A 23,725-nucleotide genomic window follows, 5' to 3' on the forward strand; every position below is an offset into this window, starting at 1 on the left:
CTCCTCACAGGATGCCGCGGCCGACTCCGCCGCAGACGTCGATGCTGGTTCCGGTGATGTAGGAGGCGCGCGGCGAGAGCAGTGAGACGATCGCGTACGCGACCTCCTCGGCGCGGCCGAGCCGCCCCAGCGCGATGCCCCGGTCGGCGGCGATCTCCGCCTGCCACTCCTCGTAGGTGAGGCCGCTGTCGGCGGCCGCGTGGCGGCGGGTCCACTGCCCGGTGTCGACCAGGCCGAGGCAGACGGAGTTGACGCGGATGCCGTCGGGGGCGAGTTCGCGGGCCAGGGAGGCGGAGAGGTTGAGGATGCCGGCGCGGGCGGCGCTGGTCGTGATCAGCCGGGTCTCGGGCTGCTTGGCGAGGACGGCGTTGACGTTGACGATCGCGGCGGCGTCGGAGGCCCGGAGGTGGCCGCGGGCCGCGCCGAGGGGGTTGAGGACGCCCGCGAACTTCAGTTCCAGTTCGTCGCGCCAGTCGTCCGCGGTCGTCTCGTCGAGGGCCTTCATCCGGGACTGTCCCGCGTTGTTGACGAGCCCGTCGAGGCGCCCGCCGAGGTGCGCGGCGGCGCGCTCGGTGAAGTCCCGTACGGCATCGGCGTCCCGGACGTCGCAGACGCCGGTGTGGAGCCGGTCCGGGCCGGCGCCGAGGCCGGCCGCGGCCTTGGCGAGCCGGTCGGCGTCGCGTCCGCAGGTCGCGACGCGGGCGCCCTCCGCGAGCAGGGCCCGGACGGTGGCCAGGCCGACGCCGGAGCTGCCGCCGGTGACCAGGACGGTGCGGTCGGCGAGGCCGAGGTCCATGGGGTACTCCTTGCAGACGGACGTACGGAAGTACGGATCTGTGTGTGGGGGCGGGTTTCAGTGCATGGTGAAGCCGCCGTTGACGGCGACCACCTGCCCGGTGAGGTAGCCGGACTCCTCCCCGAGCAGGAAGGAGACGAGCCCGACCAGGTCGTCTGGCCGCTGCGGCCGGGATATCGCGCGGTTCGCCGCGTACAGGGCGTGGCGCGCGGCCGGTACGGTCTCGGTCGCCTCGACCTCGGTCAGTCCCGGGGCCACGGCGTTGACGGTGATGTCCCGCTCGCCCAGTTCCCGGGCCATGGCCCGGGTCAGGGCGAGGACCGCGCCTTTGGAGGCGATGTAGTGGGCGAGGCGCGGGGAGCCGTAGAGGGCCGCGTCCGAGGCGATGTTGACGATCCGTCCGGGGCGGGACATCAGCGGCAGCAGGTGCTTGGCGACGAGCCACGGGCCGCGCGCGTTGACGGTCATCAGCCGGTCCCAGGTCTCGACGTCGATGTCCTGGAACTCCCGGCCGCCGACGCCGTTGGCCAGTGCCGCGTTGTTGACCAGGCCGTACACGGGCCCGCCGGCCGCGACACGGGCGGCCAGGGCCTCGACCGAGGCGGGGTCGGCGACGTCCAGGGCGACGGACTCCGCCGTGCCGCCCGCGTCCCGGATCGCCGCCGCCGTGCGGGCGCCCCACTCCTGGTTCAGCTCGGCGACGACGACCCGGAACCCGTCGGCCGCCGCCCGGCGGGCCATGGCCTCCCCGAGGCCACGGCCCGCGCCGGTCACGACGACCGTGCGGCGCCCGGACGCGGGGTCAGTCACGGGTGACGCCGTACAGCGGGGAGTACTCGGGGTACGTCGGCACCTGCGGCTTCTGCGTGCCGATGATCACGCAGAAGAGCGCGTTCGTGTCGCCCTCGTTCTTCAGCGAGCGGGTCACCCCGGCCGGAACCACGATCATGTCGCGGTAGCCCAGCGTGCGGTACTCGGTCTCGTCGGGACCGCGGTGGATGCCGACGCGGACCTCGCCCTCCAGGACGAAGAACGCCTCCTCGACGTCGTGGTGGGTGTGGGCCGGGCCCTCGGCGCCGGGCGGCAGCAGCATGTTGGAGAAGGTGAAGCCGCCGGAGGGGATGATCCGGCCGTCGTCGTCGTGGTTGCCGGTGGCGCCGGAGCCGACGTAGCGGATCTGCGCCCGCTTGTACTGCGGGCCCGCCTTCTCCTGGAAGGACAGGGTGCCCCAGTCCGGCTCGCGGGAGGCCTTGGAGGCGATCAGGGAGTCGGTGTACTTGGCGAGGTCCGAGCCGTTGTCGTAGTCGTCGGTGGTCAGCGGCATGGTGATCAGCCCTTCCGGGTGCGGTTGCGGGTACGGGTGTCGGTGACGATGTGCAGGTGGGAGAGCAGCCAGGCGTTGAAGTGCTCGGGCTGTTCCTGGTTGGCCAGGTGACCGGCGTCCTTGACGATCACGTAGGCGGTCCGGTGCAGACCGCCGGCCAGGACCTGTGAGGCGTCGGGGCCGGTGATCCGGTCCTTCTCCCCGCACAGGACGAGCGTGGGCGCGGTGACGTCGGCGAGTTCGCCGCGCATGTCAGTGGCGGCCATGGACTCGGCCGCCTGCCGGTAGCCGGACGGCCGGACCGCGTCGGCCATGGTGTCGACGACCCGCCGCACCAGTTCGGGCGGCGCGTCCTCGGAGACGAGGCGGGGTCCGCGCTTCTCGGCGAAGGCGCGCGGGCCGAGGCTCTCCAGCTCCGGGACCCGGGCGCGCATGGCGGCGGCCTTCTCGGGGCTGGTGCCGGAGCCGGGGGTGGAGTCGGCGACGGTGAGGGAGGCGACGAGGTCCGGGTGGCGGGTGGCGAGCCGCAGCCCGATCACGCCGCCCCAGGAGACGCCGACGACGTGGGCCTCGGTGTCCCGCGCGCGGATGACGGCGGCGGCGGTGTCGGCGTAGTCGTCGAGGGTGAGGTCGTGCTCCGGGTCGGCCGACCTGCCGTATCCGGGCGCGTCCCAGGCGACCATCCGGTGGTTCGCGGCGAGCGCGTCGGTCTGCGGTGCGAAGGCGGCGGACGAGGAGCCGATGCCGTGCAGGCACAGCACCAGCGGCCCGTGGTCCCCGGTCTCCGCCAGGTGCAGCCCGGCGAGGTCGTGGGCGGTCACAGGATCTGCCCCCGGCGTCCGGTCAGGGCCGCCAGCGAACGCAGCACCGCGTACGGGACGACCTGGCTGGTGGCGGGGTTGCCCGGGTCGGGGACGTGGCGCACCTCGAAGCGGTACGAGCCCTGCGGCCCGTTCGCCTCGATGACGTGGGAGGTGTGCGCGGCGCCCGGGTCGGCGACGACCCGTACCCGTACGGCGTCGAGGTCTCCGACGGCGAGGGCGACGGAGGCGGCGACGTTGGTGGACTTGGGGAACCTGACCGGTACGTCGCGTGCGGTGCCGCGCATGACCTCCACCGGCCCGGAGGCGGACCGCAGACGGGCGAGCGTCTCCTCGTCCATCCAGGGCTGTTCGAGGGTGGACGGCAGTTTGGTGGTGGTCAGGGTGACCTCGCCGAGCGGTCCCATGGCCCGTACGGCCTGGAGCAGGTCGAGGCCGCCGACCGCGCCGCCGGTGAAGTAGACCCGGCCGGGTCCGGCGGCGAGGAGCTTCTTGGCGAGTTCCTCGTCGGTGAGCGCTCCGGTGGAGGCCACGAGCAGGTCGGTGCCGGAGGCGAGGATCGTCTCGCCGCATTCCCGTACGACGCCCTGGCCGGCGGCCTCGACGATCAGGTCGCAGGCGGCGAGGGCTTCCTCCACGGTGAGCTGCGGGGCGGGAACGGCGTCGCCGAGGGGACGGTTGTCGACGATGCCGACGAGTTCGGCACCGGGCACCTCGCCCGCGGCGAGCGCGCCGCCGACGGTGCGGCCGATGGCGCCCCAGCCGACGATGCCGACCTTGCGTGTGCCGCCGTTCATGCCGCTGCTCCTTCGGTGCCGGCCGGGGTGGAGGTGGCGGGGGCGTCCACGGGCGGGACGACCGGGGTGCCGTCGGGGGTGCCCGCCATGTGGGCGCGGATCCGCTGCGAGGGCGGGCCCGCGGTCCCCCACAGGTCGGACAGCTCGGGGGTGCGCCGCCACACCTTGCAGATCCAGGTGTCCTCGACGATCTGGGCGACCTCGGTGGTGTACTCGCAGACCAGGCCCGTGGGGTCGGTGAAGTACGAGAACGTGTTGTTGCCGGGGCCGTGCCGGCCGGGGCCCCACTCGGGGGTGATGCCGTGGTGCCGGAGCCGGCCGAGGCCGCGCATGAAGTGGTCCAGCGAGGTCATCTCGTAGGCCACGTGGTTGAGGGAGACCCACGGTGCCTGGTTGAAGGCGACGCAGTGGTGGTCGGTGCCGCAGCGCAGGAACGCCATCTGGTGCTCGGACCAGTCGGAGACGCGCATGCCGAGGACGTCGCGGTAGAAGGCGACGGAGGCGTCGATGTCGGGGGTGTTGAGGACGGCGTGGGTGACGCCCACCGGCAGGGACGTGTCGCGGCCGCGCGCGGTGACCGCCCAGGTGTCGGCGGAGAGTTCGACCAGCCGTCCGTCGAGGTCGTGGAAGCGCAGCCCGTAGCCGCCGCCGACCTGGTCGAGCGGGCCGGGTTCGGTGACGAGCGCGATGCCGCGGGCCCGGAGCCGGTGCGCGGCCTCGTCGATCTCGGCCGGGGTGCCGAGCGCGAAGACGAGGCGGCCCAGGCCGATGGTGTCGGAGCGGGTCAGGCGCAGGGCGTGGTGCTCGTCGCCGGTGCCGCGCAGCCAGCTCGCGCTGTGCTCGGCCTCGACGACCTCCAGGCCCCAGACCTCCTCGTAGAAGTCGACGGCGTCGGCGTAGTTGGGGGTGAGCAGTTCGACCGAGCGCAGGGCGCGCAGGCGGCCGATCGGGGGGTGGGTCGTGGCGGGGTCGGTCGGGGGGTGGTTCATGGCGGGATCTCCCGTGGTGTGGGTCAGTTGGCCCAGGGCAGGGGCGTGGAGTCGGTGCCCCAGTACAGGGACTTCTGCCGCTGGTAGGCACGGATCAGGTCGCGGCCCTTCTCGACGCCGAGCCCGGAGTCCTTCACTCCGCCGAAGGGGGTGGAGACGGAGAACTGCTTGTAGGTGTTGATCCAGACGGTTCCGGCCTCGATCCGCCGCCCGAGCCGCCAGGCGGCCCGCGCGTCCCGGGTCCAGATGCCGCAGGCGAGCCCGAAGACGGAGTCGTTGGCCTGCGCGACCAGTTCGTCCTCGTCCTCGTAGGGCAGGGCGACGAGCACCGGGCCGAAGATCTCCTCCTGGCAGACGCGGGCCGAGTTCGGCAGGGAGTCGATCACGGTCGGCAGGTAGTAGGCGCCCTTCGCGTACCGCTCGCCCTCGGGTACGGCGCCGCCGCACAGCACCCGGCCGCCCTCCTCGCGGGCGCGTTCGACGGCCGCGGCGACGCTGTCGCGGTGCGCGTGGTGCACCAGCGGCGCGACCTGTGTGCCGGGGGAGGTACCGGGGCCGACGCGCAGCTCGCGCACCCGCCGGACGAGTTCCGTGACGAAGGAGTCGTACCGCGAGGCGTGCACGAAGAGCCGTGAACCGGCGATGCAGGACTGGCCGCTGGAGGAGAAGATCCCGTACATGACGCCCGCGAGGGCCTGTTCGGTGTCGGCGTCCTCGCGCACGATCGTCGGTGACTTGCCGCCCAGTTCGAGCGAGGCGGGGACGAGTTTGCCGGCGGCCACGTGGGCGATGGCGCGTCCGGTGCTGGTGCCGCCGGTGAAGCCGATCCGGCCGACCAGCGGATGCCGGACGATCGCGTCGCCGACGACGCTGCCCCTGCCCGGCAGGACGGCGAGCAGCGCGGTCGGCAGCCGCTCCTCGGCGAGGACCCGGTGGACGAGGCGCCCGAAGGCGAGGGAGACCAGCGGGGTCCACTCGGCGGGCTTGAGCAGGACGGCGTTTCCGCCGCCGAGCGCGGGCGCGGCCTTCTGCGCGTCGGAGGCGATCGGCGAGTTCCACGGGTTGATCGCGCCGACGACGCCGATCGGTTCGTGGATGCTCATCGTGAGGTACGGGCCACGCGAGGGGGTGAGCGCGTCCTCGCCCGTCTCCAGGGCGGCGGCGGTGTACCGGAAGGTGCCGGCGGCGCTCAGCGCGAGGGCGCGGGTCTCGCCGAGGGTCTTGCCGGTGTCGGCGGTCTGGAGGGCGGACAGTTCGCCGGCGTGCTCCTCGATCAGGTCGCCGATCCGGTACAGGACGCGGGCCCTGCGGTGGGGCGCAAGGTCACGCCACTCGGGTGCGGCGGCGGCCGCGGCGGCCGCGTGCGCGGCCTCGTCCACGTCCTCCGCCGAGGCGGCGTGGACGGTGGTGAGGACGCGTCCGTCGGCCGGGTCGACGGTGTGGATCGGACGTCCGCCGCCGCGTCGCCACTGTCCCGCGATGAGGATCTCGTCGGCTGGGATGCGCGGCATGAAGGGCCTCCGGATGGGGTGCGTCTAAGTGCTAGAAATCTAAGGGCTTAAATAATTTCCCCGCAAGGGGCCGCCGTCGGGAATTTTTGACGACGTCAGGAGTAAGGCTTGCCTAACCTCGGCTGGCTACCGGTAGAACTTAAGCGCTGAGACATTCAGCGCCTACATAAGTAGGGCGCCGCGCCTCTCCAGCCCTCACCGCCGCCGGCACGCGGTCGCTCCGCCGTGCCGTGCGGCCCGAACCGTCCCGTGCGGGCCTGTAGCCTCCCCTCCGTACGGGATCCGGAGACCTCACCATGACGATCGACGCAGCTCGCGACACCCCAGGCCGACATGGCGACCAGGCCGAGCTCGCGGCCGCCATCGGCGCCCGCTTCGAACGCCTGCCCCTGTGCCGCTGGCAGGTGATGGTCCGGCTCGTCGTCGGCGCCGTCACCTTCTTCGAGGCGTTCGACCAGCTTCTGATCGCCTACGCCCTGCCGGAACTGCGCGCCGAGTGGCACCTCGGCACGGCCCAGGTCACCGCTCTGATGACGGTCGGATCCATCGGCATGCTGGTCGGTGCCCTGGTGTCGGGCAGGCTCGCGGACCGGATCGGCCGGGTGAAGGTCATCGCCGGCTGCATCGCCGTGTCCGGCCTCTGCAACCTGGCGCTGACCCTCTGCACCTCGCCCGAGCCGTTCATGGCGCTCCGGTTCGTCCAGGGCATGGCCATCGGTGGCGAGGTGCCGATCGCGGCCACCTTCATCGCGGAGATCACCCGCGCCCACAAGCGCGGCCGCTTCGTCCTCCTGTACGAGCTGGTATTCCCGGCGGGCCTGACCGCGGGCGCGCTCCTGGCCGCCTGGCTGGTGCCGGTGCTCGGCTGGCGCTGGGTGTTCGGCCTGGCGGCCGTCCCCGGCCTGCTGTGCTTCGCCCTCGCCCGCTACGTGCCGGAGTCACCGCGCTGGCTCGCCGACCACGGCCGGCACGAGGAGGCGCTGACGACGATGGCGTCGATCGAGCGGAAGGTCGAGAAGATCACCGGCGCCCCGCTGCCCGCCCCCGCCCCCTCGCAGCCCGTCCGGCAGGCCGCCGCGGGCAGGGGCGGCGGCCTGCGCGAACTGCTGAGCGGCAGGTACGGCAGGCGCACCCTCGTCATCGGAGCCCTCTGGTTCACGGGCTACTTCGCGAACTACGGCATCACGTCCTGGCTGCCGACCATCTACAAGGACCACTTCGACCTCAGCCTGTCCACGGCACTGCTCTACTCGACGGTGACGAGCTGCGCGGGCCTGGCCGGCTGCCTGGTCGTCGCCCTCACGGTCGACCGGGTCGGCCGCCGCAACACGGTGATCTGGTGCATGGCGGCCGCGGCCCTCTGCCTGCTGCTCCTGGGCCTGACGGCCGGCGGCTCGGCGTCGAGCGTCCTGGTCTGGACGTCCCTGGCGGCGGTCTTCCTCTTCGGCTCCAACATCTGCCTCTACCTGTACACCCCGGAACTGTTCCCCACCCGGATCAGGGCGCTGGGCTCCAGCGTGGGCGGCGCGGCGAACCGCCTGGGCGTCATCCTCGGCCCGATCGTGGTGGGCGCCATCTACGCGGGCGGTGCCCTGGGCGGGGTCTTCGTGACCCTGGCGGTCGTCTCCGTCGCGGGCTCCCTGGTGGCGGCGGCCTGGGCGGAGGAGACCAGCGGGCGCACGCTGGAGGACGTGGCGCCGTAGTCGCGCGCCGCGGGGGCACCGGCGCGGCACCGATCGCGCACCGGACGGCACCCGCACCCGCACCCGGCACAGGTGGCCCGACACACTCACCTACTACCAGGCTTCCCGTGCGGGCCACCTCGCCAGAGCCGACCCTCTGATGTCCGAACGTCTCGGCCGCGAGCCCCGCACCCCTCGCGGACCGGCTCGCAGCCCGGACCACGACCTGAAGCCCGGTTGCCGGGAACCGCCGACCGACCGGAAGGCAGCGGCACCGCGTGCACCGGCGGCACCCATGGTCCCAAGCGGCTTCCGCACCCCCTGGTCGGCGAAGTCACCGGGGAGTACGAATCCTTTTCGCGCCCCGGCGACAGCGAGGCCACCCCGTTCGCCGTCAGTTCTGGCGGGCCAGAGCCTCCATCAGCGCGTCCAGCAGACCTGGCGCCGCCTCCTGCAAGGCGTCACGCCGCAGGCGGTGGCCCCGGGAGGGGCCGACCATGACCGGACGGAAGGCGCCCGCTTCCACGAGGATCTTGAAGTGGTGTGTCGCGGTCGACTTGTTCAGGTCCTCGTAGAGGTCCGAGCACGGCGCTTCGCCGGCCGGGTCCGCCGCCAGGCGGCGGACCATCTCCAGGCGCACGGGATCCGCGAGGGCGCGCAGCAGTTTCTGGACCGGAGCGACGGGCGGCAGTCGGTCGGATGGGATCTCCCAGGGCGGCATCAGACACCACCAAGTTTGACGAGCATCATACTTCTCCTTAGCATCCTCGAAGTACGACGCACATCATACTTCCCTTTCCCCTGGAGTCCTCGTGCGGGAACTTCCCCAGGGCCGCCGCCCCCAGTCATGGAGCTACCCGGCCCTCCTCGTCCTCCTCATGCTCGGGCAGGCGACCTCCGCCATCCCCTCACCGCTCTACTCCCTGTATGCCGAGAAGTGGAACTATCCTCCCGTTCTCACCACCGTCGTCTTCGCCGCCTACGGGGCCGTCGCGGTCGTCGCGATCCTCCTGTCCGGCGCTCTGTCCGACCGCTACGGCCGCCGCCCCGTGCTCCTCGTCGCCGTCCTGCTGCTGCTCGCCGGGCTCGCCGTCTTCGTGTTCGCCGCGGGACCGGCGTACCTCGTCGTGGCCCGGATGCTCAACGGCCTGGGCATCGGCGCGATCGTGGTCGTCGGCGGAGCCGCCCTGCTGGACGTGAGCCCCGAGCGGGCGGCACGCAGCGGGACTCTCACCGCCGTCGCGTTCAACATCGGCATCGCCGGCGCCGCACTCGGCACCGCGGCCCTCGCACAGACCGGCTTCCACCCCCTGCTACTGCCCTACCTGACCGACGCGCTGATCGGCCTCGTCCTGCTCGTCCTCCTCCTGGTGATGCGCGAACCGCACCCCTCGCCGGGTACGGCAACCGTGGGGGTCCCGCGCCCGCACGTGCCCAAGGAGATGCGCGGACGGTTCACCTTCTCCGTGATCGGCGCCGGTGCCGCCTGGGCCGTACTCGGGGTCTGCTTCTCACTGGAACCCTCCATCGCCGCCGACGCCGCGCACGTGGACGGCCCGTTCTTCGGCGGCGTCGTCATCGCGGCCGTGACCCTCTCCGCCGCCTGCACACAGATCCTCAGCGCCCGCCGTCCGGCACGCACGGTCGCCCTCGTCGGCGACACCGCGCTCGCCGTGCTCATGCTGGCCGGAGTGGGCGCCTTCGCGACCGGCGACGCCGTCGTCATCGTCGTCACCGTCGCACTCCAGGGCGCCGCGTACGGGCTCGCCTTCGGCGGCTCCCTGCGCCACCTCACCGCCGGCATCCCCGCCGAAGGGCGCGGGGCCGTCATGTCGATGTTCTACCTGCTCGCGTACGCCGCGCTCATCACGCCCACCCTCCTCGTCGGCATCGGCGCGACCGTCTGGGCCAACACCACGGTCTTCTCCGTCTTCTCCGTCATCACGGCACTGCTCTGCTTCTCCGCCGTGGTGGTCGAGCGGGTGCTGGAACGCCGGCGACGTCACACCGAGGCCGTACCGGCACGGGGAACCGCGGTGCCGGAGGCGAACCTCGTCGACTGACACCGCACAGGGCAGCAGCGCTCCAGTAGAGGAGACGATGCCGTACTGGGAGACCGCCGGACAGGACGAGCCGCTCGGCGCCGCGGAACTGGAGTGGGCCGCGCTGTGGAGAGAGCCATGTGGCGCGTCATTCTGTATATGACGCCGGCAGCGACAGCGTCGTTGCTGACGGCTCTGGGGGCGCTATCGCTCCAGAGCGCCGCTACTCGTTGGCCCAGGACCACTTGCCGCATCGGCTCTCTCGCGCTCACTCTCTGGCTGATGCTAATCGCCGTGGCGACATTCACCGCCTCCGACGGCAGCACCGGCGGCAGTGGCGGCAGTCTCTGGCTGAGTCCAGGGATTGAAACGCTGAGAGCGGACAGTTCCTACGTCACTGCCTACGAAAAGGAGATGGTCGTGCGGCAGTGGGTGGCGAACGCGCTGATGTTCGTACCACTGCCCGTCCTACTGGCGACAGCGCGCCCCCACTTCTCCGCAGCGAAGTGCCTCGGACTGTCTGCGGCGACGGCTGTCGTCGTCGAGTTCGTGCAATGGCTTGGGGGCAACGGACGCATCGTGGACCTCGATGATGTGCTCTTCAACTCCGTCGGTGCAACCGTAGGCGTCGGCTTGAGCCTGGCAGCCGGCTTGCTGCTGAGGAAGCTCCGAAGTCGAAGGGCCGTAGCCACAGAGCGCATGTGAAGGGCTCGACGTCGACTCTCGCATGACGGAACCGACGTCCTGAATGCGCCGCGGAGCCGCGCCCTCGCCATCGATGAGCATTCGCGAGCCGGGCGGCGCTCGGACATCTCCTCCTACCGCCGCGGCAGCCGCCGGATCAGCAGGCCGGTGACCGCCGCCAGGGCCACCAGCAGCCACGAGCAGTCGATCAGCGCCCGCGTGAAGTCGGCGGCAGACAGGGAAGCCGCCGTCTCCTGCGGGTCGGCGCCGAGCAGGGCGACGAAGAGCGTGCCGAACACGGCCACCCCCAGCGAGATGGCGGCCTGGTTGACGGTGAGCAGGATGGCGGAGCCCGCACCGGCGTCCTCCGCGGGAACGGTGGCGAGGATGCTGCCGACCAGCGGTGCCGCCACCAGTCCGCCGCCCGCACCGGCGACCAGCAGGGCCGGAGCCATGGCGAGCGCGGCGAGGGGCGCGTCCGGCGCGGGGCCGGGCAGCAGGGTGACGATGAGGACGAGGTATCCGACCGCCATGACTCCGGCTCCGGCGACGAGCACGGCCTTCCCGTACCGCGCCACCAGTCTCCGGCCCACCATCGAGGCGCCGGCGAACCCGACGCCGAGCGGCAGGAACGCGATGCCCGAACCTAGCGGCGACAGGTGCAGCCCGTCCTGGAAGACGTAGGCGAGCAGCAGGAACAGCCCGTAGTTGCCGCTGTAGAAGAAGACGACGACGGCGAGTCCCAGACTGAATCCGCGCTTGCGCAGCAGGGAGGGCCGCACGAGCGGAGCACCGCCGGACCGGGCGCTGCGCTGCTCCACCCGCCACAGCGCGGCCAGCGCCAGCGCCGAGCCGGCGAACATCGCCCAGATCCACGGCGGCCACCCGCCCGCCTGACCCCGGATGAGCGGGTAGATGAGCAGGGTCATGGCGATCGCGGTCAACAGCAGCCCGGGAATGTCGAGTTCGTGCTGGTCACCGGGGCGCGCCTCGGGGAGCAGGACGGCGGCGCACGCCGCGGCGACCAGGCCGATCGGCACGTTGACCAGGAACACCGAACGCCAGCCCAGGCCGAACACGTCGAGATCGAGCAGCAGCCCGCCGAGAATCTGCCCCGCGATCGCCCCCATCCCCAACGTCGCCCCGTACAGCGCCAGGGCACGGGGCCGTTCCTGCGGCGAGAAGACGGTCTGGATCAGCGCCAGCACCTGAGGCAGCATCAGAGCGGCCGCCAGCCCCTGCCCGATGCGCAGCACGATGAGCGCCCCGGCCGTCGGCGCCGCCGCGCACGCCGTCGACATCACCACGAACGCCACCAGGCCGGTCACGAACACCCGCTTGTGCCCGTACGTGCCGCCCAGCCGCCCTCCGGTGGTCAGGGCGACGGCGTACGCCAGCACATATCCGCTGATGACAAGCTGGAGATCGGCGAACCCCGCGTTCAGATCGCGCTGAATGGAGGGGGCGGCGACGTTGACGATCAGTACGTCGAGGATGCCCATGAACGTGGCGGCGAGCAGCACGGCCGTCGCACCTCGCCGCCGCCCTCGCCCGCCATCGCCGACTGCCGTGTCTGCTCGGTCCATGGCCGACACCTACCACCGTCGGGGCGGCGGACCGGATCACTCGGCCCGGGTGTCCGGCGATTCCGCCGGGATGCCGCCGTGACTCTCACGCCGTCCGCGCCTCGCGAGCAGTGGCCGTACCCAGCTCGCACCAGACGTACTTGCCCCGGTTGCCCTCGCGGGCCAGCGGCTGCCAACCCCACACGTCCGCGCAGGCCCGCACCATCGCCAGCCCCCGCCCGTCCTCACGGTCAAGGGCCCGGTCGAAGGGCTGGGGCGGCTCCGGCGGAGAGGGGTCCGCGTCCCAGGCGCCGAGGCGGAGGACTCCGGTCCCGGGCCAGCGCACCCGGAGGGCGGCGGGCCCCTTGGTGTGCCGTACGGCGTTGGAGACCAGCTCCGTCGCCAGCAGTTCGGCGAGGTCGACCAGGCGGATCAGGCCGTGCATCGTCAGGATCAGCCGGAGGGTACGGCGGCAGACGGTGACTGCGCGGGGGTCGTTCGGGATGTAGAGGGAGTACTCCCAGGGATCGTTTTCGGGCATGTCGGCTCCTGTGACGGGGGGGGGTGGAGGCGGTGCGGTGTCATGCCGCGTCCGTCACGGCATGACGGAGCGGTGCGCTTCCAGCACCATGCGTTGCACGTTGCTCACTTCGCGTCACTGACGGTAGGGCATATATTTATTACTCAGCAAGCCGATCGCGTAATCTTGCCGCGAACGAGCCACCCACGGGCGTTCGTTGAGCGAGGAGGAAGCTGTGCCGCCCAGACGTACGCCCACCGCGCGCCAGGAGCGCCTGGGGTCTGAACTACGAAAGATGCGGGAAGCCGCGGGCCTCAAGGCAACCGAGGCGGCCAGCCTGCTGGGCGTGAACTCCGTCCAGATCAGCCAGATCGAGTCCGGGATCGCGGGCGTGAGCGAGGAACGACTGAGGCGACTCGCCGCGCATTACGCCTGCACGGACGACGAGTTGGTCTCGGCTCTGGCCGCGATGGCGACGGACCGCACGCGCGGCTGGTGGGAGGAGTACCGGGGATCACTGCCGAACTCGTTCCTGGACCTCTCGGAGTTGGAGCACCACTCCTCCCTCCGGTGGGACGTGGATTTCCTGCACATCCCGGGGCTGCTTCAGACCGATGACTACGCCCGCTCCCTCTTCTCCTACGTGAACCCGCAGTTCTCGGCGGACGAGATCGAGCGCTGGGTGGAGCACCGCAGGAAGCGCAGGGTCATCATCGAACGGTCACGGCCCATCCCGTACGAGGCGGTCATCCATGAAGCGGCCCTGCGGATCAAGGTCGGCAACGACATCGAGGCGAGAGCACAGCTCGCCCACGTCCTGGATCTCTCCGCGTCCGATCACGTCACCGTGCGTGTCATCCCCTTCTCGGTGGACGGCTTCGCCGGAGCCGGCAGCGCCATGGTGTACGCGGGTGGACCCGTCCCCAAGCTGGACACCGTCGTACGCGACGCGCCTCACGGCACCCTTTTCGTCGACGCGGAAGCCCAACTGGGCCACTTTCGAACACTTTTCCGTAGGGTGGGAGAAGTGGCGTTCGAGCCGGAGCGTTCCCGTGACTTCATCCATGAGCTGGCGAAGGAGCTGTGAGACCTGATGACCCCCGGCGCATGGAAGAAGTCGTCCCACTCCGGCGGGGGTGAAGGCAACGCCTGCGTGGAGGTGGCCCCCCGTCCCCCTCGAATAGCCGTCCGCGACTCCAAGGCGCCCGACCTCGCCGTCCTCACCTTCCCGGCCACCTCCTTCGCCGCCTTCCTCGACACCCTCCGGAAGCCCGCCCGGGAATAACCGGAGGCCCCCTCCTGTTACGTCGCCCAGCGACCCAGCCACGCAACACGCCACACGCAACAGGAGGCACCCCGCCATGTCCGCAGACGCCGCAGACGCCACCGAGGAGATCCGGGGCACCGCCCAGGGCGCCGTCCCCGTCCCCCTCTCCGTGCTGGACCTGGTGACCGTCGGCGCCGGCCGGACCGCCACCGACGCCCTGCGGACCAGCGTGGACATCGCGCGGCTGGCCGAGAAGCGCGGCTTCCACCGGTACTGGGTCGCCGAGCACCACTCCATGCCCGGCGTCGCCTCCTCCTCCCCCGCGGTGATCCTGGCCCACCTCGCGGCCCACACCGACCGCATCCGGCTCGGGTCCGGCGGGGTGATGCTGCCGAACCACGCCCCCCTCGTCATCGCGGAGCAGTTCGGGACGCTGGAGGCCATGGCGCCGGGACGCGTCGACCTCGGCCTCGGCCGGGCGCCCGGCACGGACGGGGCCACCGCCGCCGCCCTGCGCCGTACCGACCGCCTCAACGAGGGCGCCGACGACTTCCCGCAGCAGCTCGCCGAGCTGATCCGGTTCCTGGACGACGACTTCCCCGACGGGCACCCGTACGGGCGTATCCACGCCGTGCCGGGGCCCGTGCAGGCGACCTCGCCCGGGGGCGTGCAGTCGGCCCACCGGCCGCCGGTGTGGCTGCTCGGCTCCTCCGGGTTCAGCGCGCGGCTGGCCGGCACCCTCGGGCTGCCGTTCGCCTTCGCGCACCACTTCTCCGCGCAGAACACCGTCCCGGCGCTGGACCTGTACCGGGACTCCTTCCGGCCGTCCGCCGTCCTCGACGCGCCCTACGCCCTCATCGGCGTCTCCGCGCTCGCGACCGACGACGAGAAGGAGGCCCGCCGCCAGGTGCAGGCGGCCGCGCTGAACATGGTGCGGCTGCGCACGGGCCGGCCGGGGCTCGTGCCGACGCCCGAGGAGGCCGAGGCGTACGACTTCAGCCCGATGGAGGAGGAGTTCGTGCGGTCCTGGAACGCCAACGTCATCCACGGCACCGCCGACGAGGTGCGGACCGGCCTGGACGACCTGCGCAAGCGCACCGGCGCCGACGAACTGATGCTCACCGCCAACGCCCACGGCGGCGACGTGCGTCTGCGTTCCTACGAGCTGATCGCCGACGCCTACGGCTTGCCGGCCGCCTGAACCCCGGCCGCGCCGGGCCCGGCGGAGCCCAGCAGCGCGGAGATGCGGTCCGGTGCCACCGGCCGGGAGTACAGCCAGCCCTGACCGGTGTCGCAGCCGATGCGGCGCAGGCGGGTCGCCTGGTCGGAGGTCTCCACGCACTCGGCGGTGACGCTCAGGCCCAGCCGGTGGGCGAGCTGGACCATCGCCTCGACGATGACCTCGTCGGCCGGGTTGGCGACACCCCGGTCGACACCCCCGCCGTCCGTGCCGCCGCCGGGTACCGCGTCGTACTGGAAGCCCCGCACGAAGGCGCCGTCCAGCTTCAGGACGGAGACGGGGAGCCGGCTGAGGTAGGCCAGGTTCGAGTAGCCGGTGCCGAAGTCGTCGATGGCGATGTGGACGCCCATGTCGCTGAGCGCCTTGAGGACCTGGAGCGGGCGGCCCGCCGAGCCCATGACCGCCGACTCGGTCAGCTCCAGCTGGAGCAGGTGCGGGGGGAGGCCCGTCTCCTCCAGGGTGCGGGCCACGTCCGCCACCAGGTCGGAGTCCCAGACCTGGCGGACCGCCACGTTGACGCTGACGAAGATCGGCGGATCGTCCGGGTGGGCCAGCTGCCAGCGGCGCGCCTGGTGGCAGGCCGTGCGCAGGATCCAGCGGCCGAGCGGAACGATCGAGCCATCCTCCTCCGCCAGTGCGATGAACCGATTCGGCGCCAGTACGCCGAACTGAGGATGATTCCAGCGGATGAGCGCCTCGACGCCCCGCACCCGGCCGTCCTCCATGCCGACCAGCGGCTGGTACTCCAGCGCGAACTCGCCGCGCTCGATGGCCGGACGGAGCGTGGCCGCGAGTGCCTGGCGGGTCATGCGGGTGGCGTTGCGCTCCGGGTCGAAGAGCGTCCAGCGCGCCCGGCCGTCCGCCTTGGCCCAGTACAGGGTCGTGTCGGCCGCCTGCATCAGGGCGGTGGGCGTGGTACCGGCGGTGTGGCGTTCGACGACGCCGACCGAGGCGGTGACGGAGAGACGGCGCTCGGACAGCTCGAACGGCGGCTGGAGGGCCGCCAGGACCGCTTCGGCCAGGTCGGCGACCTGTTCGGTCCCGGTGGAGTCCTCCACGAGCAGGGCGAACTCGTCGCCGCCGAGCCGGGCCACCAGGGGGGCGCCGCCCGAACGGGCGTCGGCGGCCTCCTCCGCGCACCGCGTCAGCCGCTCGGCGACGGCGGCCAGCAGGCGGTCGCCGACACGGTGGCCGTGGGTGTCGTTGACGGCCTTGAAGCCGTCCAGGTCCAGGTAGCAGACGCCGATCCGGCCAGTGCCGCCGTGCTCGTACGTCTCCGCCTCCAGGGCGGCGGTCAGCCGCTCGAAGAACAGGGCGCGGTTGGGCAGCCGGGTCACCGGGTCGTGCATCTGGAGGTGGCGCAGCCGCGCCTGGAGTTCGCGCCGCGCGCTGACGTCGGCGACGGACAGCAGGAGGCCCGGGGTGTCCCCGGCGCCGGCCAGCGGCTCGACCGTCACCTGCGCCCACAGGGAGTGCCCGTCGGCCCGCTTCAGCCGCCGGGTGCAGCGCAGCCGGGGCTGCCGGCCGCGCAGCACCTCGCGGTACGCGTGCCAGATGCCTGCGTCGGAGGCGAGGTCGACGAGGTCGGCCGCCACGCCACCCACCAGCGCGCCGGGGTCGTGGCCGAGCAAGGTGCCGAGGGTGTCGTTGGCGCTGACGACCAGGCCCTCGGCGTCGACGACGGCCATGGCGAGGGGCGCGGCGGTGAACACCGAGCGATAGGCCTCGGGTCTCTCGCACGCCGCACGAGGAGCCAGGTCTTGGTCACTTTCTGTGACAGCCGACCGGTCGAGGGCTGCCGCGGACGTCGGCCCTTCGGAGGTTCCGTTCACCGCTCGCTCCCGCAGTGCCTCGATCTCTGTTCGTGCTCTGTTCGTGCAGGAAAGTGTGCCGATCATAGAGGCTGACACCGGGCCCTTCCAGCCGCCTTTCCGCGTTCCGGACCGAGCGGCCACTCTGAGAGATCGTTTCTGCTCACACCTGGACGGGTTCTTCGTGCCTCCGACCAGTTGTGACGTTCCGTGAGTGCCGCCGGGGTGTCGGCCTGGAGGCCGACTGCGAAGCACCGGACGACTCACCCATCCGGTGCAGGCGAACAGGGCGTAATACGACAATCATGCACAAGCTGGGTGCGGTGTCCCGTCGACCGCCCCGGAGGTTCATGTGCCACGCCTGCGCACCACTGCGGCGGTGTGCACCACCATGTCGGCCCTCGCGGCGACCTCCCTGATCACCGCCCCCTCGGTCGCCGAGCCGTTCTCGCCGGAGCCCTGCGCCCTCAAGCGCACCGAGGTGCACCACTCCGAGGGCCTGGACACCTGGAACGCCGCCTATCCGCGGCCCGCCCGCGCCCTGGACGCGGTGATGATCTTCCTGTCCTTCCCCGACTCCCAGCCGCTGACGTCGCCGGCCGAACTCACCGCCGACCACTTCCCGGCCACCACCCGCTTCTTCCAGCAGGCCTCGTACGGCGCCTTCAACCTGCGCCCGCACCCGATGCGGAACTGGATCCCGATGCCGAGCCCGTCGACGTCGTACGGCATACGGCGCGACTGGCGCCCCGAGCACCGGGCCGCCTACCTGCGCGACGCGCTGCGGGCCGCCGACCGGCACGTCGACTTCTCCCGCTACGACGTCGTCTACTTCGTCGCGGACCCGGACGCGCCCGGCGTGGACTCCGACGCCACGAAGGTCGTCAACCTGGAGCGCCCGATGCGGGCCGACGGCACCGCCCTGCGGCGGGTCGTCACGGTCTTCGAGAACCACCCGCCCGACCGGCTGGTCCTGGCCCACGAGACGGGGCACGTCTTCGACCTGCCCGACCTCTACCACCGGCCCGTCGACGGCGAGGGCGACTGGGACACCCACGTCGGCGACTGGGACCTGATGGGCAGCCAGTTCGGACTCGCCCCGGACCTGTTCGGCTGGCACAAGTGGAAGCTGGGCTGGCTGGAGCCCCGGCAGGTGACCTGCGTGCGGGGCAGGGGTCCGACCCGGCTGACGCTGGAGCCGCTGGCGGCGGGGCCCGGGGTCATGGTGACCGGCGCGGCCGGGGCGCCGGCCTTCGGTCTCGGACGGGGGACGAAGCTGGCCGTGGTGCGCACGGGCGCGGACACGGTGCTCGCCTTCGAGGTGCGGACCCCCGTCGGCAACGACGCCTCCGCCTGCCGGGCGGGGGTGCTGGTCTACCGGGTGCACAGCGGGGCGGAGTCCGGGGGCGGGCCGATCGAGGTGATCGACGCCCACCCGGAGACCGAGTCCTGCTGGGCCGACTCGGTCTACCCCCCTCTCGCCGACGCCCCGGTGGGCCTGGGCGAGAGCTTCACGGTCCCCGGCGAGGGCGTCCGGGTGGCAGTGGAGGGACGCTCGGAGTCCGGGGCGTGGACCGTACAGATCACACCCGGGTGAGGGAGCCGCGGGGCGCGTCGAAGAGGGGGTGCGGGTGGCGAAGCCTCCGCAACGCGCGGCGAAGCCGCGCAGAAACAACGATGGCGAGGCGGTTCGCGCTTTCCGCGAACATGCCTCGCCATCGCCAACGTGCGCCGCCAGGGACTCGAACCCCGGACCCGCTGATTAAGAGTCAGCTGCTCTAACCAACTGAGCTAGCGGCGCCTGCTGACGTCGTAGACCTTAGCATCCTGGTCGGCGGAGGGAAAAATCGAAATCCGCACGGCCGCCCAGAGCAGGATCTCCGGGCCCGGCAGCCACGGCATACGGGTGTCCGGCGCCACCAGCCACCGCGCCCCGGAAGGGGCGGGCCCGCCCGCGGGGGCCGGTACGGTCACCGCGTCCCCGGCGCCGTGACACAGCAGCGGCGGCACCGCGCCCGTACGCCCGTCCCCCCTGCCGCGGGCGCTCCACTCCTCCCACTCCAGAAGCGACGGCAGCCGCTGGGCGGTGCCCGGCGCGGCGAACAGCAGCATCCGGCCCCGGAACTCCGCCACCGGGCCGGATCCCGGGCCCTCGTCCCACATCCGGTCCAGCATCCGGCGCCCGAAGATCGCGGGGGCGCTCACCACGTCGAAGGCGGAACCGCAGGGCAGGACGGCCGGGGCCGCGGGCCGCTCCGTCCACAGCGCCAGCGTGCTGCGCGGGTACGCGCTCGCCGAGGCCAGCCAGGCGGCGCCGTCCGAGGTGACGTCCGAGACGTGGGGCGTGGCGTTGCGTGTGCTGCTCATGCCGCATACATCTACCGGGCGTGAGGGAGCCGCTCCGCTGGGTTGCGGGAAATGGGGACAGGACGGCGGGGAAGGGAGTATCTTGCCCACCCTCCTGGCATATGCGGTCGGGCTACTCCGTGGAGTCGCCGCGCATCAGATCGCGTCCGAACTCCACCATCTTCTTGGCGTAGTCCTCGGTCCACTCGGCACGCTCGGCGATGTCCGCGGCGGTGAGCCGGTCGAACCGGCGCGGGTCGGCCAGCTGCGCCGCCGCGATCGCCTGGTACTCCATCGCGCGGTCCGCCGCCGCGCGGAAGGCCTGCGTCAGCTCGGTGGCGCGCTCCAGCAGCGCCCGGGGGTCGTCGATCGACTCGAGGTCGAAGAAGTGCTCGGGATCGGCGGCCGCCTCCGCCGGCTCGAAGAGCAGGGGCGCGGGGCGTAGCCGCGGTTCGTTCCGACGCGGCGTGGGCTCCGCCATGTCTTCTCCTCCTCGTACGTCACGACGACCCTCCCCCGCACGCGGGGGCACTCCGTCGGAGTGGGCCACCGTCCATTGTCCCGCCCCCGCGCAAGAGGGCGGGGGGTGCCCGGCGCGGCGGCCCGGACACCCCCCGCCCCTGGGACGGGAGCACGCGGCTGGTCGGAGGGGATCAGCCCGCGTACGTCTCGAACTCGGCGACCTTCGGGGTGCCCGAGGCGCCGGTGATCTCGAAGGTGATCTTCGTCAGGGAGACCGCCGGGAAGCTGATCACGCCCGCCCCGCTGCCGGTGGCCAGCACGGCTCCGGTGCCGTGGTCGACGAGCCGGTAGGAGCCGATGGCCCCCTCGGAGCCGGCCGCCTCCCGGATGGCGACCTTGGAGACCGTGGTGGGGGACGACCACTTCACGGAGACCGAGCCGGTCGTCCCGGCCGGCGACCAGTACGTGCCCATGTCACCGTCGCGCACGTTGCCGTAGCTGGTGCCGCTCGCCTTCGAAGAGCCGTCGGAGCCCGCGCCGATGCTGAGGTTGGTGCCGCTCGGCGGGTCGGTCGGGTCCGGGGACGGCTCGGTCGGGTCGGTCGGGTCCGGGTCGGTGGGGTCCGGGGACGGGTCCGGGTTCTGCGGCGTGCAGCTTCCGTCCGACACCTTGAGGCCCTTGTTCGCGCCCGCCGTGGCGCTCACCACGGCCGGTACGCAGGAGGCGGCGTCCAGGTCGTAGGAGTACGGGATGGAGACCGTGGTGTTCGACTGCGGGTCGGGTCCGGCCGGGTTGGTGTCCCCGCCGGGCTCGGACCAGGTCACGTTGTCGAAGATGTTGCCGCTGACCTGCCAGTAGCCGGCCTCGTCGGTGTAGAAGGTGCCGAGGACGTCCTTGGAGTCCTCGAAGTAGTTGTTGTCCACCTTGGCCTTGGCGCCGGCCCGGGAGTTGATGCCGGACTCGTTGAGGCCCACGTAGTGGTTGTTGTAGATGTGCGAGGTGCCGCCGCGCAGCAGGGGGGTGCGGGAGTCGATGTTCTCGTACTTGTTGTGGTGGAAGGTGACGTACCCGTTGGACCTGTCGCTCTCGCTGGAGCCGATGAGACCGCCGCGGCCGGAGTTGCGCAGGACGCTGTAGGACAGGGTCACGTACTGGGTGTTGTCCTTCATGTCGAAGAGGCCGTCGAAGCCCGCCGACTCGCCGCCCGAGGCCTCCAGGGTGGTGTGGTCGACCCAGACGTTGCGGACGTCGCTCTCCATGCCGATGGCGTCGCCGCCGTTGGAGGTGGGCGAGCCCGACTTCTTGACGTTCCGGACCGTCACGTTCTGGATGATGATGTTGCTGGACTCCCGGATGTGGATGCCCAGCTGGTCGAAGACGGCACCGCTGCCGACGCCGACGATCGTGACGTTGCTGATCTGCTTCAGCTCGATCCTGTCGGCGGCGGTGTTGCAGCTGTCGCCCGACACCTTGCTGGTGTTGCCGTGGTTGATGGTGCCCTCGACCTCGATGGTGATCGGGGTGGCGCTGTCCGCCCGGCCGCACAGGGCCTGGTGGATCGCGGTGCCGGTGGTGGCCCGGACCGTCTGCCCGCCCGCGCCGCCGGTCGTGCCGCCGTTCTGGGTCGCGTAGCCGGTGGCGCCACCGGCCGCTGCCGCCGCCTCGGGCATGGCCAGCACCACCCCGGTCGCGGCGGCGAGGGCCAGTGTCCCCAGCGCCGCCTGGAGTCGCAGCGCGACGGGTCGTCTCATCCTCGGTCTCCCCTTCGTCTTCACATGCCGGAACGAGTGAACTGTCGTGATCATGTCAATACGACAGTCGGGAAAGCGCTTTCTCGCCGTGAGAATAGGGTTCGGCCCGGGGCCTGACAAGGGTTCAGGTAAATTCAGATAGTCAGACGATAGACATGTACATGAATCGCACCGCCGTCGATGTGCACCCCGAGCGCGGCTGGGGTACGCTCAAGCTGCCTGATCACGGGGGTCAACCCCCAAGAACCGGCAGTGCGTTGGTGGTCCAAGGAAAGACGCCCCACTTCCCGTGGGGAAATGCAGGTGCAAGGCCTGCCCAGCGCTCCATGGAGAGCCCCGGCCCCGCAGCAGCGGGACCGGGGCTCTCTCGTGTCACGACCCCTGACAGGGCCCCTCAGGCCTGCACCACCGGCTCCCGGGTGAAGAGCGCGCCCAGTTCCGGAGCGTTGACCCGGCGGTCCGCCAGGCGCAGGCCCTCCCAGATGGTGACCTGGTTCGCCGTCAGGACCGGCTTGCCCAGCTCCTTCTCCAGGGCCGGGATGTGGGCCGCCGTGTGCAGGGCGGTGTCCGGCAGCAGCACCGCCTCCGCGTCCGGGCGGTCGGCGGCGCGGGCCAGTGCCAGCACCTCCGTCTCGGTCCAGGTGCCGACCTCCGCGGCCGTGATGATGCCCGAGCCGACCACGTCGACCACCTCGATGCCGGCGGCCCGGAGGAACTCCGCGAAGAGCTGTGCCACGTCCTGCGGATAGGTCGCGCCGATCGCGACCCGCCGCGCCCCGACCTCGCGCACCGCGTGCACGAAGGCGAACGAGGTCGACGAGGCTGGCAGTCCGGCCGTCTGGGCCAGGCCGCGCACCTGTTCCTGCGCGCCCTCCCAGCCGTGCACGAAACTGCCACTGGTGCAGGCCCACACCACGGCGTCGGCGCCGGCCAGCCGCAGCTCCTCGACGCCGGCCGCGAGCCGCCGCGGCGACCCCATCTCCAGCAGGGCGTCCACCCGGTGCGCGTCCTCGCCGATGTCCGTGTGCACCAGGTCCACCCGGATGTCGCTGCCCAGCAGCTGCTCGATGCGTGGATAGTCGTCCTCGCCGGAGTGGCCCGGGTACAGGAACCCCAGTGCTGTCATGTCCACCCTTCCTGCTGCTGTTCGGTGTCCGGGCCGTCCGTGACGCCCGGCATGTCCGCCACTGCGGGGCCGGCCGGTCCCGGCACCGCGGGGCCGGTGCGCGCCGACGGATCGGTCAGCGTCTGGTACGGCCCCACGGCACGGGTACCCAGTCGGCGCAGCGCCGCCCACATCGTCACTTGGTTGGCCGAGATCACCGGGATCCGCAGCTCGGCCTCCAACTGCGGGATGACGTCGTAGGTGGGGAGGTTGGTGCAGGAGATGAAGAGGGCGTCCGCCGCACCCTCGACCGGTACCGCCTGGCGCGCCATGTCGGCCACGTCGCGGTACGGCACCTTCCAGATGTGCCGGGTCAGACCCATGAAGGCGCACCCGGTGACCGTCACTCCGGCCTCGGCGATGTACGCCTCCAGCGACCGGGTGACCGACACGGTGTACGGCGTCACCAGCGCGAGCCGGCGCACGCCCAACTCGGCCAGCGCGTCCAGCAACGCGCCGGAGGTGGTCACGGACGGGACCGCCCCCGCCCAGGTCATCGCCTCGCACATCGCCCGTTCGCCGGCGACGCCGCCGACGAAGCTGCCCGAGGTGCAGGCGTAGGCGACGACCTCGGGGGCGATGGCGTTGAGGGTGCGCACCGCCTCGCCGAGGGTTTCGTGCTCGCTGACCATCCGCGCGAGGTCCAGACTGACCTCGACGGGCACGAAAGGGGTTCGCGTCATGTGCAGCGAGACCTCGTCGGGCACCCATCGCCACAGCTCGCGATCGAGTGCGAAGTCGAACGGGGCGACCACGCCGACCCCGCGTTGCGGAGCTGGTCCGCCGAGAAAGGAGATGTCCATGGCACGCACCGGCCTCACACTGAGGAAGGAGAGGGCAACGCACCGTTACGCACGGCCGTGTTGACGAAGGTAGGTTGCGGTGCGAGCGTGGTCAATCCGCCCGCGTCACTCCCAGGTCAACAGCCGGTTAACTTCCGCGTCAACACCCG

The 23,725-nt window shown here is 71.8% G+C and carries 23 protein-coding genes and 1 tRNA gene; 7 read left to right on the forward strand and 17 right to left on the reverse strand.

The features are described 5' to 3' along the window. Positions 1 to 4: 4 nt before the first annotated feature. The 7 genes from ACFW01_RS16655 to ACFW01_RS16685 are packed head-to-tail and all read right to left on the reverse strand — an operon-like array spanning position 5 to position 6,238. Positions 5 to 796 (reverse strand): SDR family oxidoreductase, encoded by a 792-nt coding sequence (locus ACFW01_RS16655; RefSeq protein ID WP_384504219.1) that lies wholly within the window; start codon positions 794 to 796, stop codon positions 5 to 7. Between the two features lie 57 nt (positions 797 to 853). Further along, a complete protein-coding gene (locus ACFW01_RS16660; protein ID WP_384504221.1) occupies positions 854 to 1,606 on the reverse strand; it encodes an SDR family oxidoreductase in 753 nt (250 codons plus the stop codon). After that, positions 1,599 to 2,120, reverse strand: coding sequence for a cupin domain-containing protein (locus ACFW01_RS16665; RefSeq protein ID WP_384504223.1), 522 nt, complete (start codon positions 2,118 to 2,120; stop codon positions 1,599 to 1,601). The genes ACFW01_RS16660 and ACFW01_RS16665 overlap by 8 nt, the downstream gene beginning before the upstream one ends. A 5-nt stretch (positions 2,121 to 2,125) precedes the next feature. Further along, positions 2,126 to 2,941, reverse strand: a complete 816-nt coding sequence (locus ACFW01_RS16670) for an alpha/beta fold hydrolase (RefSeq protein WP_384504225.1) — start codon at positions 2,939 to 2,941, stop codon at positions 2,126 to 2,128. Further along, on the reverse strand, positions 2,938 to 3,738 hold the full coding sequence (locus tag ACFW01_RS16675) for an aspartate dehydrogenase domain-containing protein (protein ID WP_234959648.1): 801 nt from the start codon (positions 3,736 to 3,738) through the stop codon (positions 2,938 to 2,940). The genes ACFW01_RS16670 and ACFW01_RS16675 overlap by 4 nt, the downstream gene beginning before the upstream one ends. Further along, on the reverse strand, positions 3,735 to 4,727 hold the full coding sequence (locus tag ACFW01_RS16680) for a VOC family protein (protein WP_234959647.1): 993 nt from the start codon (positions 4,725 to 4,727) through the stop codon (positions 3,735 to 3,737). The genes ACFW01_RS16675 and ACFW01_RS16680 overlap by 4 nt, the downstream gene beginning before the upstream one ends. Positions 4,728 to 4,750: 23 nt before the next feature. Beyond that, a complete protein-coding gene (locus ACFW01_RS16685) occupies positions 4,751 to 6,238 on the reverse strand; it encodes an aldehyde dehydrogenase (RefSeq protein WP_384504227.1) in 1,488 nt (495 codons plus the stop codon). Between the two features lie 296 nt (positions 6,239 to 6,534). Between ACFW01_RS16685 and ACFW01_RS16690 the strand changes: the two genes are divergently transcribed. Then, a complete protein-coding gene (locus tag ACFW01_RS16690) occupies positions 6,535 to 7,941 on the forward strand; it encodes an MFS transporter (RefSeq protein ID WP_234959645.1) in 1,407 nt (468 codons plus the stop codon). 373 nt (positions 7,942 to 8,314) lie between these two features. Here the strand turns inward: ACFW01_RS16690 and ACFW01_RS16695 are convergent, their stop codons facing one another. Continuing rightward, on the reverse strand, positions 8,315 to 8,641 hold the full coding sequence (locus tag ACFW01_RS16695) for a helix-turn-helix domain-containing protein (RefSeq protein ID WP_234959644.1): 327 nt from the start codon (positions 8,639 to 8,641) through the stop codon (positions 8,315 to 8,317). A 91-nt stretch (positions 8,642 to 8,732) separates the two neighbouring features. Between ACFW01_RS16695 and ACFW01_RS16700 the strand changes: the two genes are divergently transcribed. Next, positions 8,733 to 9,983 carry an MFS transporter gene (locus ACFW01_RS16700; protein WP_234959643.1) on the forward strand — a complete coding sequence of 417 codons (1,251 nt, stop codon included), beginning with the start codon at positions 8,733 to 8,735 and terminating at the stop codon, positions 9,981 to 9,983. Positions 9,984 to 10,244: 261 nt separating this feature from the next. After that, positions 10,245 to 10,667 (forward strand): VanZ family protein, encoded by a 423-nt coding sequence (locus ACFW01_RS16705; protein ID WP_234959642.1) that lies wholly within the window; start codon positions 10,245 to 10,247, stop codon positions 10,665 to 10,667. A 113-nt stretch (positions 10,668 to 10,780) separates the two neighbouring features. On the opposite strand, the gene ACFW01_RS16710 is transcribed toward ACFW01_RS16705, so the two are convergent. Together ACFW01_RS16710 and ACFW01_RS16715 are read right to left on the reverse strand one after the other, a co-directional pair. Next, on the reverse strand, positions 10,781 to 12,169 hold the full coding sequence (locus ACFW01_RS16710; RefSeq protein ID WP_384504230.1) for an MFS transporter: 1,389 nt from the start codon (positions 12,167 to 12,169) through the stop codon (positions 10,781 to 10,783). Between the two features lie 148 nt (positions 12,170 to 12,317). Then, complete coding sequence (locus tag ACFW01_RS16715) at positions 12,318 to 12,752, reverse strand: ATP-binding protein (protein WP_384504232.1); 435 nt, start codon at positions 12,750 to 12,752, stop codon at positions 12,318 to 12,320. A 214-nt stretch (positions 12,753 to 12,966) separates the two neighbouring features. Between ACFW01_RS16715 and ACFW01_RS16720 the strand changes: the two genes are divergently transcribed. The 3 genes from ACFW01_RS16720 to ACFW01_RS16730 all read left to right on the forward strand — a co-directional run bounded on the left by ACFW01_RS16720 (position 12,967) and on the right by ACFW01_RS16730 (position 15,199). Beyond that, positions 12,967 to 13,818 carry a helix-turn-helix transcriptional regulator gene (locus tag ACFW01_RS16720; RefSeq protein ID WP_234959639.1) on the forward strand — a complete coding sequence of 284 codons (852 nt, stop codon included), beginning with the start codon at positions 12,967 to 12,969 and terminating at the stop codon, positions 13,816 to 13,818. Positions 13,819 to 13,821: 3 nt separating this feature from the next. Continuing rightward, positions 13,822 to 14,016, forward strand: coding sequence for a DUF397 domain-containing protein (locus tag ACFW01_RS16725; RefSeq protein ID WP_384504346.1), 195 nt, complete (start codon positions 13,822 to 13,824; stop codon positions 14,014 to 14,016). A gap of 76 nt (positions 14,017 to 14,092) precedes the next feature. Then, positions 14,093 to 15,199, forward strand: coding sequence for an LLM class flavin-dependent oxidoreductase (locus ACFW01_RS16730; RefSeq protein ID WP_384504234.1), 1,107 nt, complete (start codon positions 14,093 to 14,095; stop codon positions 15,197 to 15,199). Here the strand turns inward: ACFW01_RS16730 and ACFW01_RS16735 are convergent. Then, entirely contained in the window at positions 15,178 to 17,070 is a 1,893-nt protein-coding gene (locus ACFW01_RS16735) for a putative bifunctional diguanylate cyclase/phosphodiesterase (RefSeq protein ID WP_384504236.1), read from the reverse strand. The genes ACFW01_RS16730 and ACFW01_RS16735 overlap by 22 nt on opposite strands. Before the next feature lie 370 nt (positions 17,071 to 17,440). Between ACFW01_RS16735 and ACFW01_RS16740 the strand changes: the two genes are divergently transcribed. Then, on the forward strand, positions 17,441 to 18,646 hold the full coding sequence (locus ACFW01_RS16740; protein WP_384504348.1) for a M6 family metalloprotease domain-containing protein: 1,206 nt from the start codon (positions 17,441 to 17,443) through the stop codon (positions 18,644 to 18,646). Between the two features lie 130 nt (positions 18,647 to 18,776). Here ACFW01_RS16740 and ACFW01_RS16745 read toward each other — a convergent pair. The 6 genes from ACFW01_RS16745 to ACFW01_RS16770 all read right to left on the reverse strand — a co-directional run bounded on the left by ACFW01_RS16745 (position 18,777) and on the right by ACFW01_RS16770 (position 23,576). Then, a tRNA-Lys gene (locus ACFW01_RS16745) sits at positions 18,777 to 18,850 on the reverse strand. After that, positions 18,841 to 19,416, reverse strand: a complete 576-nt coding sequence (locus ACFW01_RS16750; protein WP_384504238.1) for a bifunctional DNA primase/polymerase — start codon at positions 19,414 to 19,416, stop codon at positions 18,841 to 18,843. The genes ACFW01_RS16745 and ACFW01_RS16750 overlap by 10 nt, the downstream gene beginning before the upstream one ends. A gap of 112 nt (positions 19,417 to 19,528) precedes the next feature. Beyond that, complete coding sequence (locus ACFW01_RS16755) at positions 19,529 to 19,876, reverse strand: hypothetical protein (protein ID WP_234959633.1); 348 nt, start codon at positions 19,874 to 19,876, stop codon at positions 19,529 to 19,531. A 172-nt stretch (positions 19,877 to 20,048) separates the two neighbouring features. Continuing rightward, positions 20,049 to 21,608 (reverse strand): polysaccharide lyase family 1 protein, encoded by a 1,560-nt coding sequence (locus ACFW01_RS16760; protein ID WP_384504240.1) that lies wholly within the window; start codon positions 21,606 to 21,608, stop codon positions 20,049 to 20,051. Between the two features lie 394 nt (positions 21,609 to 22,002). Continuing rightward, positions 22,003 to 22,734, reverse strand: a complete 732-nt coding sequence (locus ACFW01_RS16765; protein WP_234959631.1) for an aspartate/glutamate racemase family protein — start codon at positions 22,732 to 22,734, stop codon at positions 22,003 to 22,005. Next, complete coding sequence (locus tag ACFW01_RS16770) at positions 22,731 to 23,576, reverse strand: decarboxylase (RefSeq protein WP_234959630.1); 846 nt, start codon at positions 23,574 to 23,576, stop codon at positions 22,731 to 22,733. Before ACFW01_RS16770 ends, ACFW01_RS16765 begins: the two co-directional genes overlap by 4 nt. Between the last annotated feature and the right edge of the window lie 149 nt (positions 23,577 to 23,725).

Origin of the sequence: Streptomyces sp. NPDC058985, assembly GCF_042740985.1 — a bacterium.
Classification (GTDB): domain Bacteria; phylum Actinomycetota; class Actinomycetes; order Streptomycetales; family Streptomycetaceae; genus Streptomyces.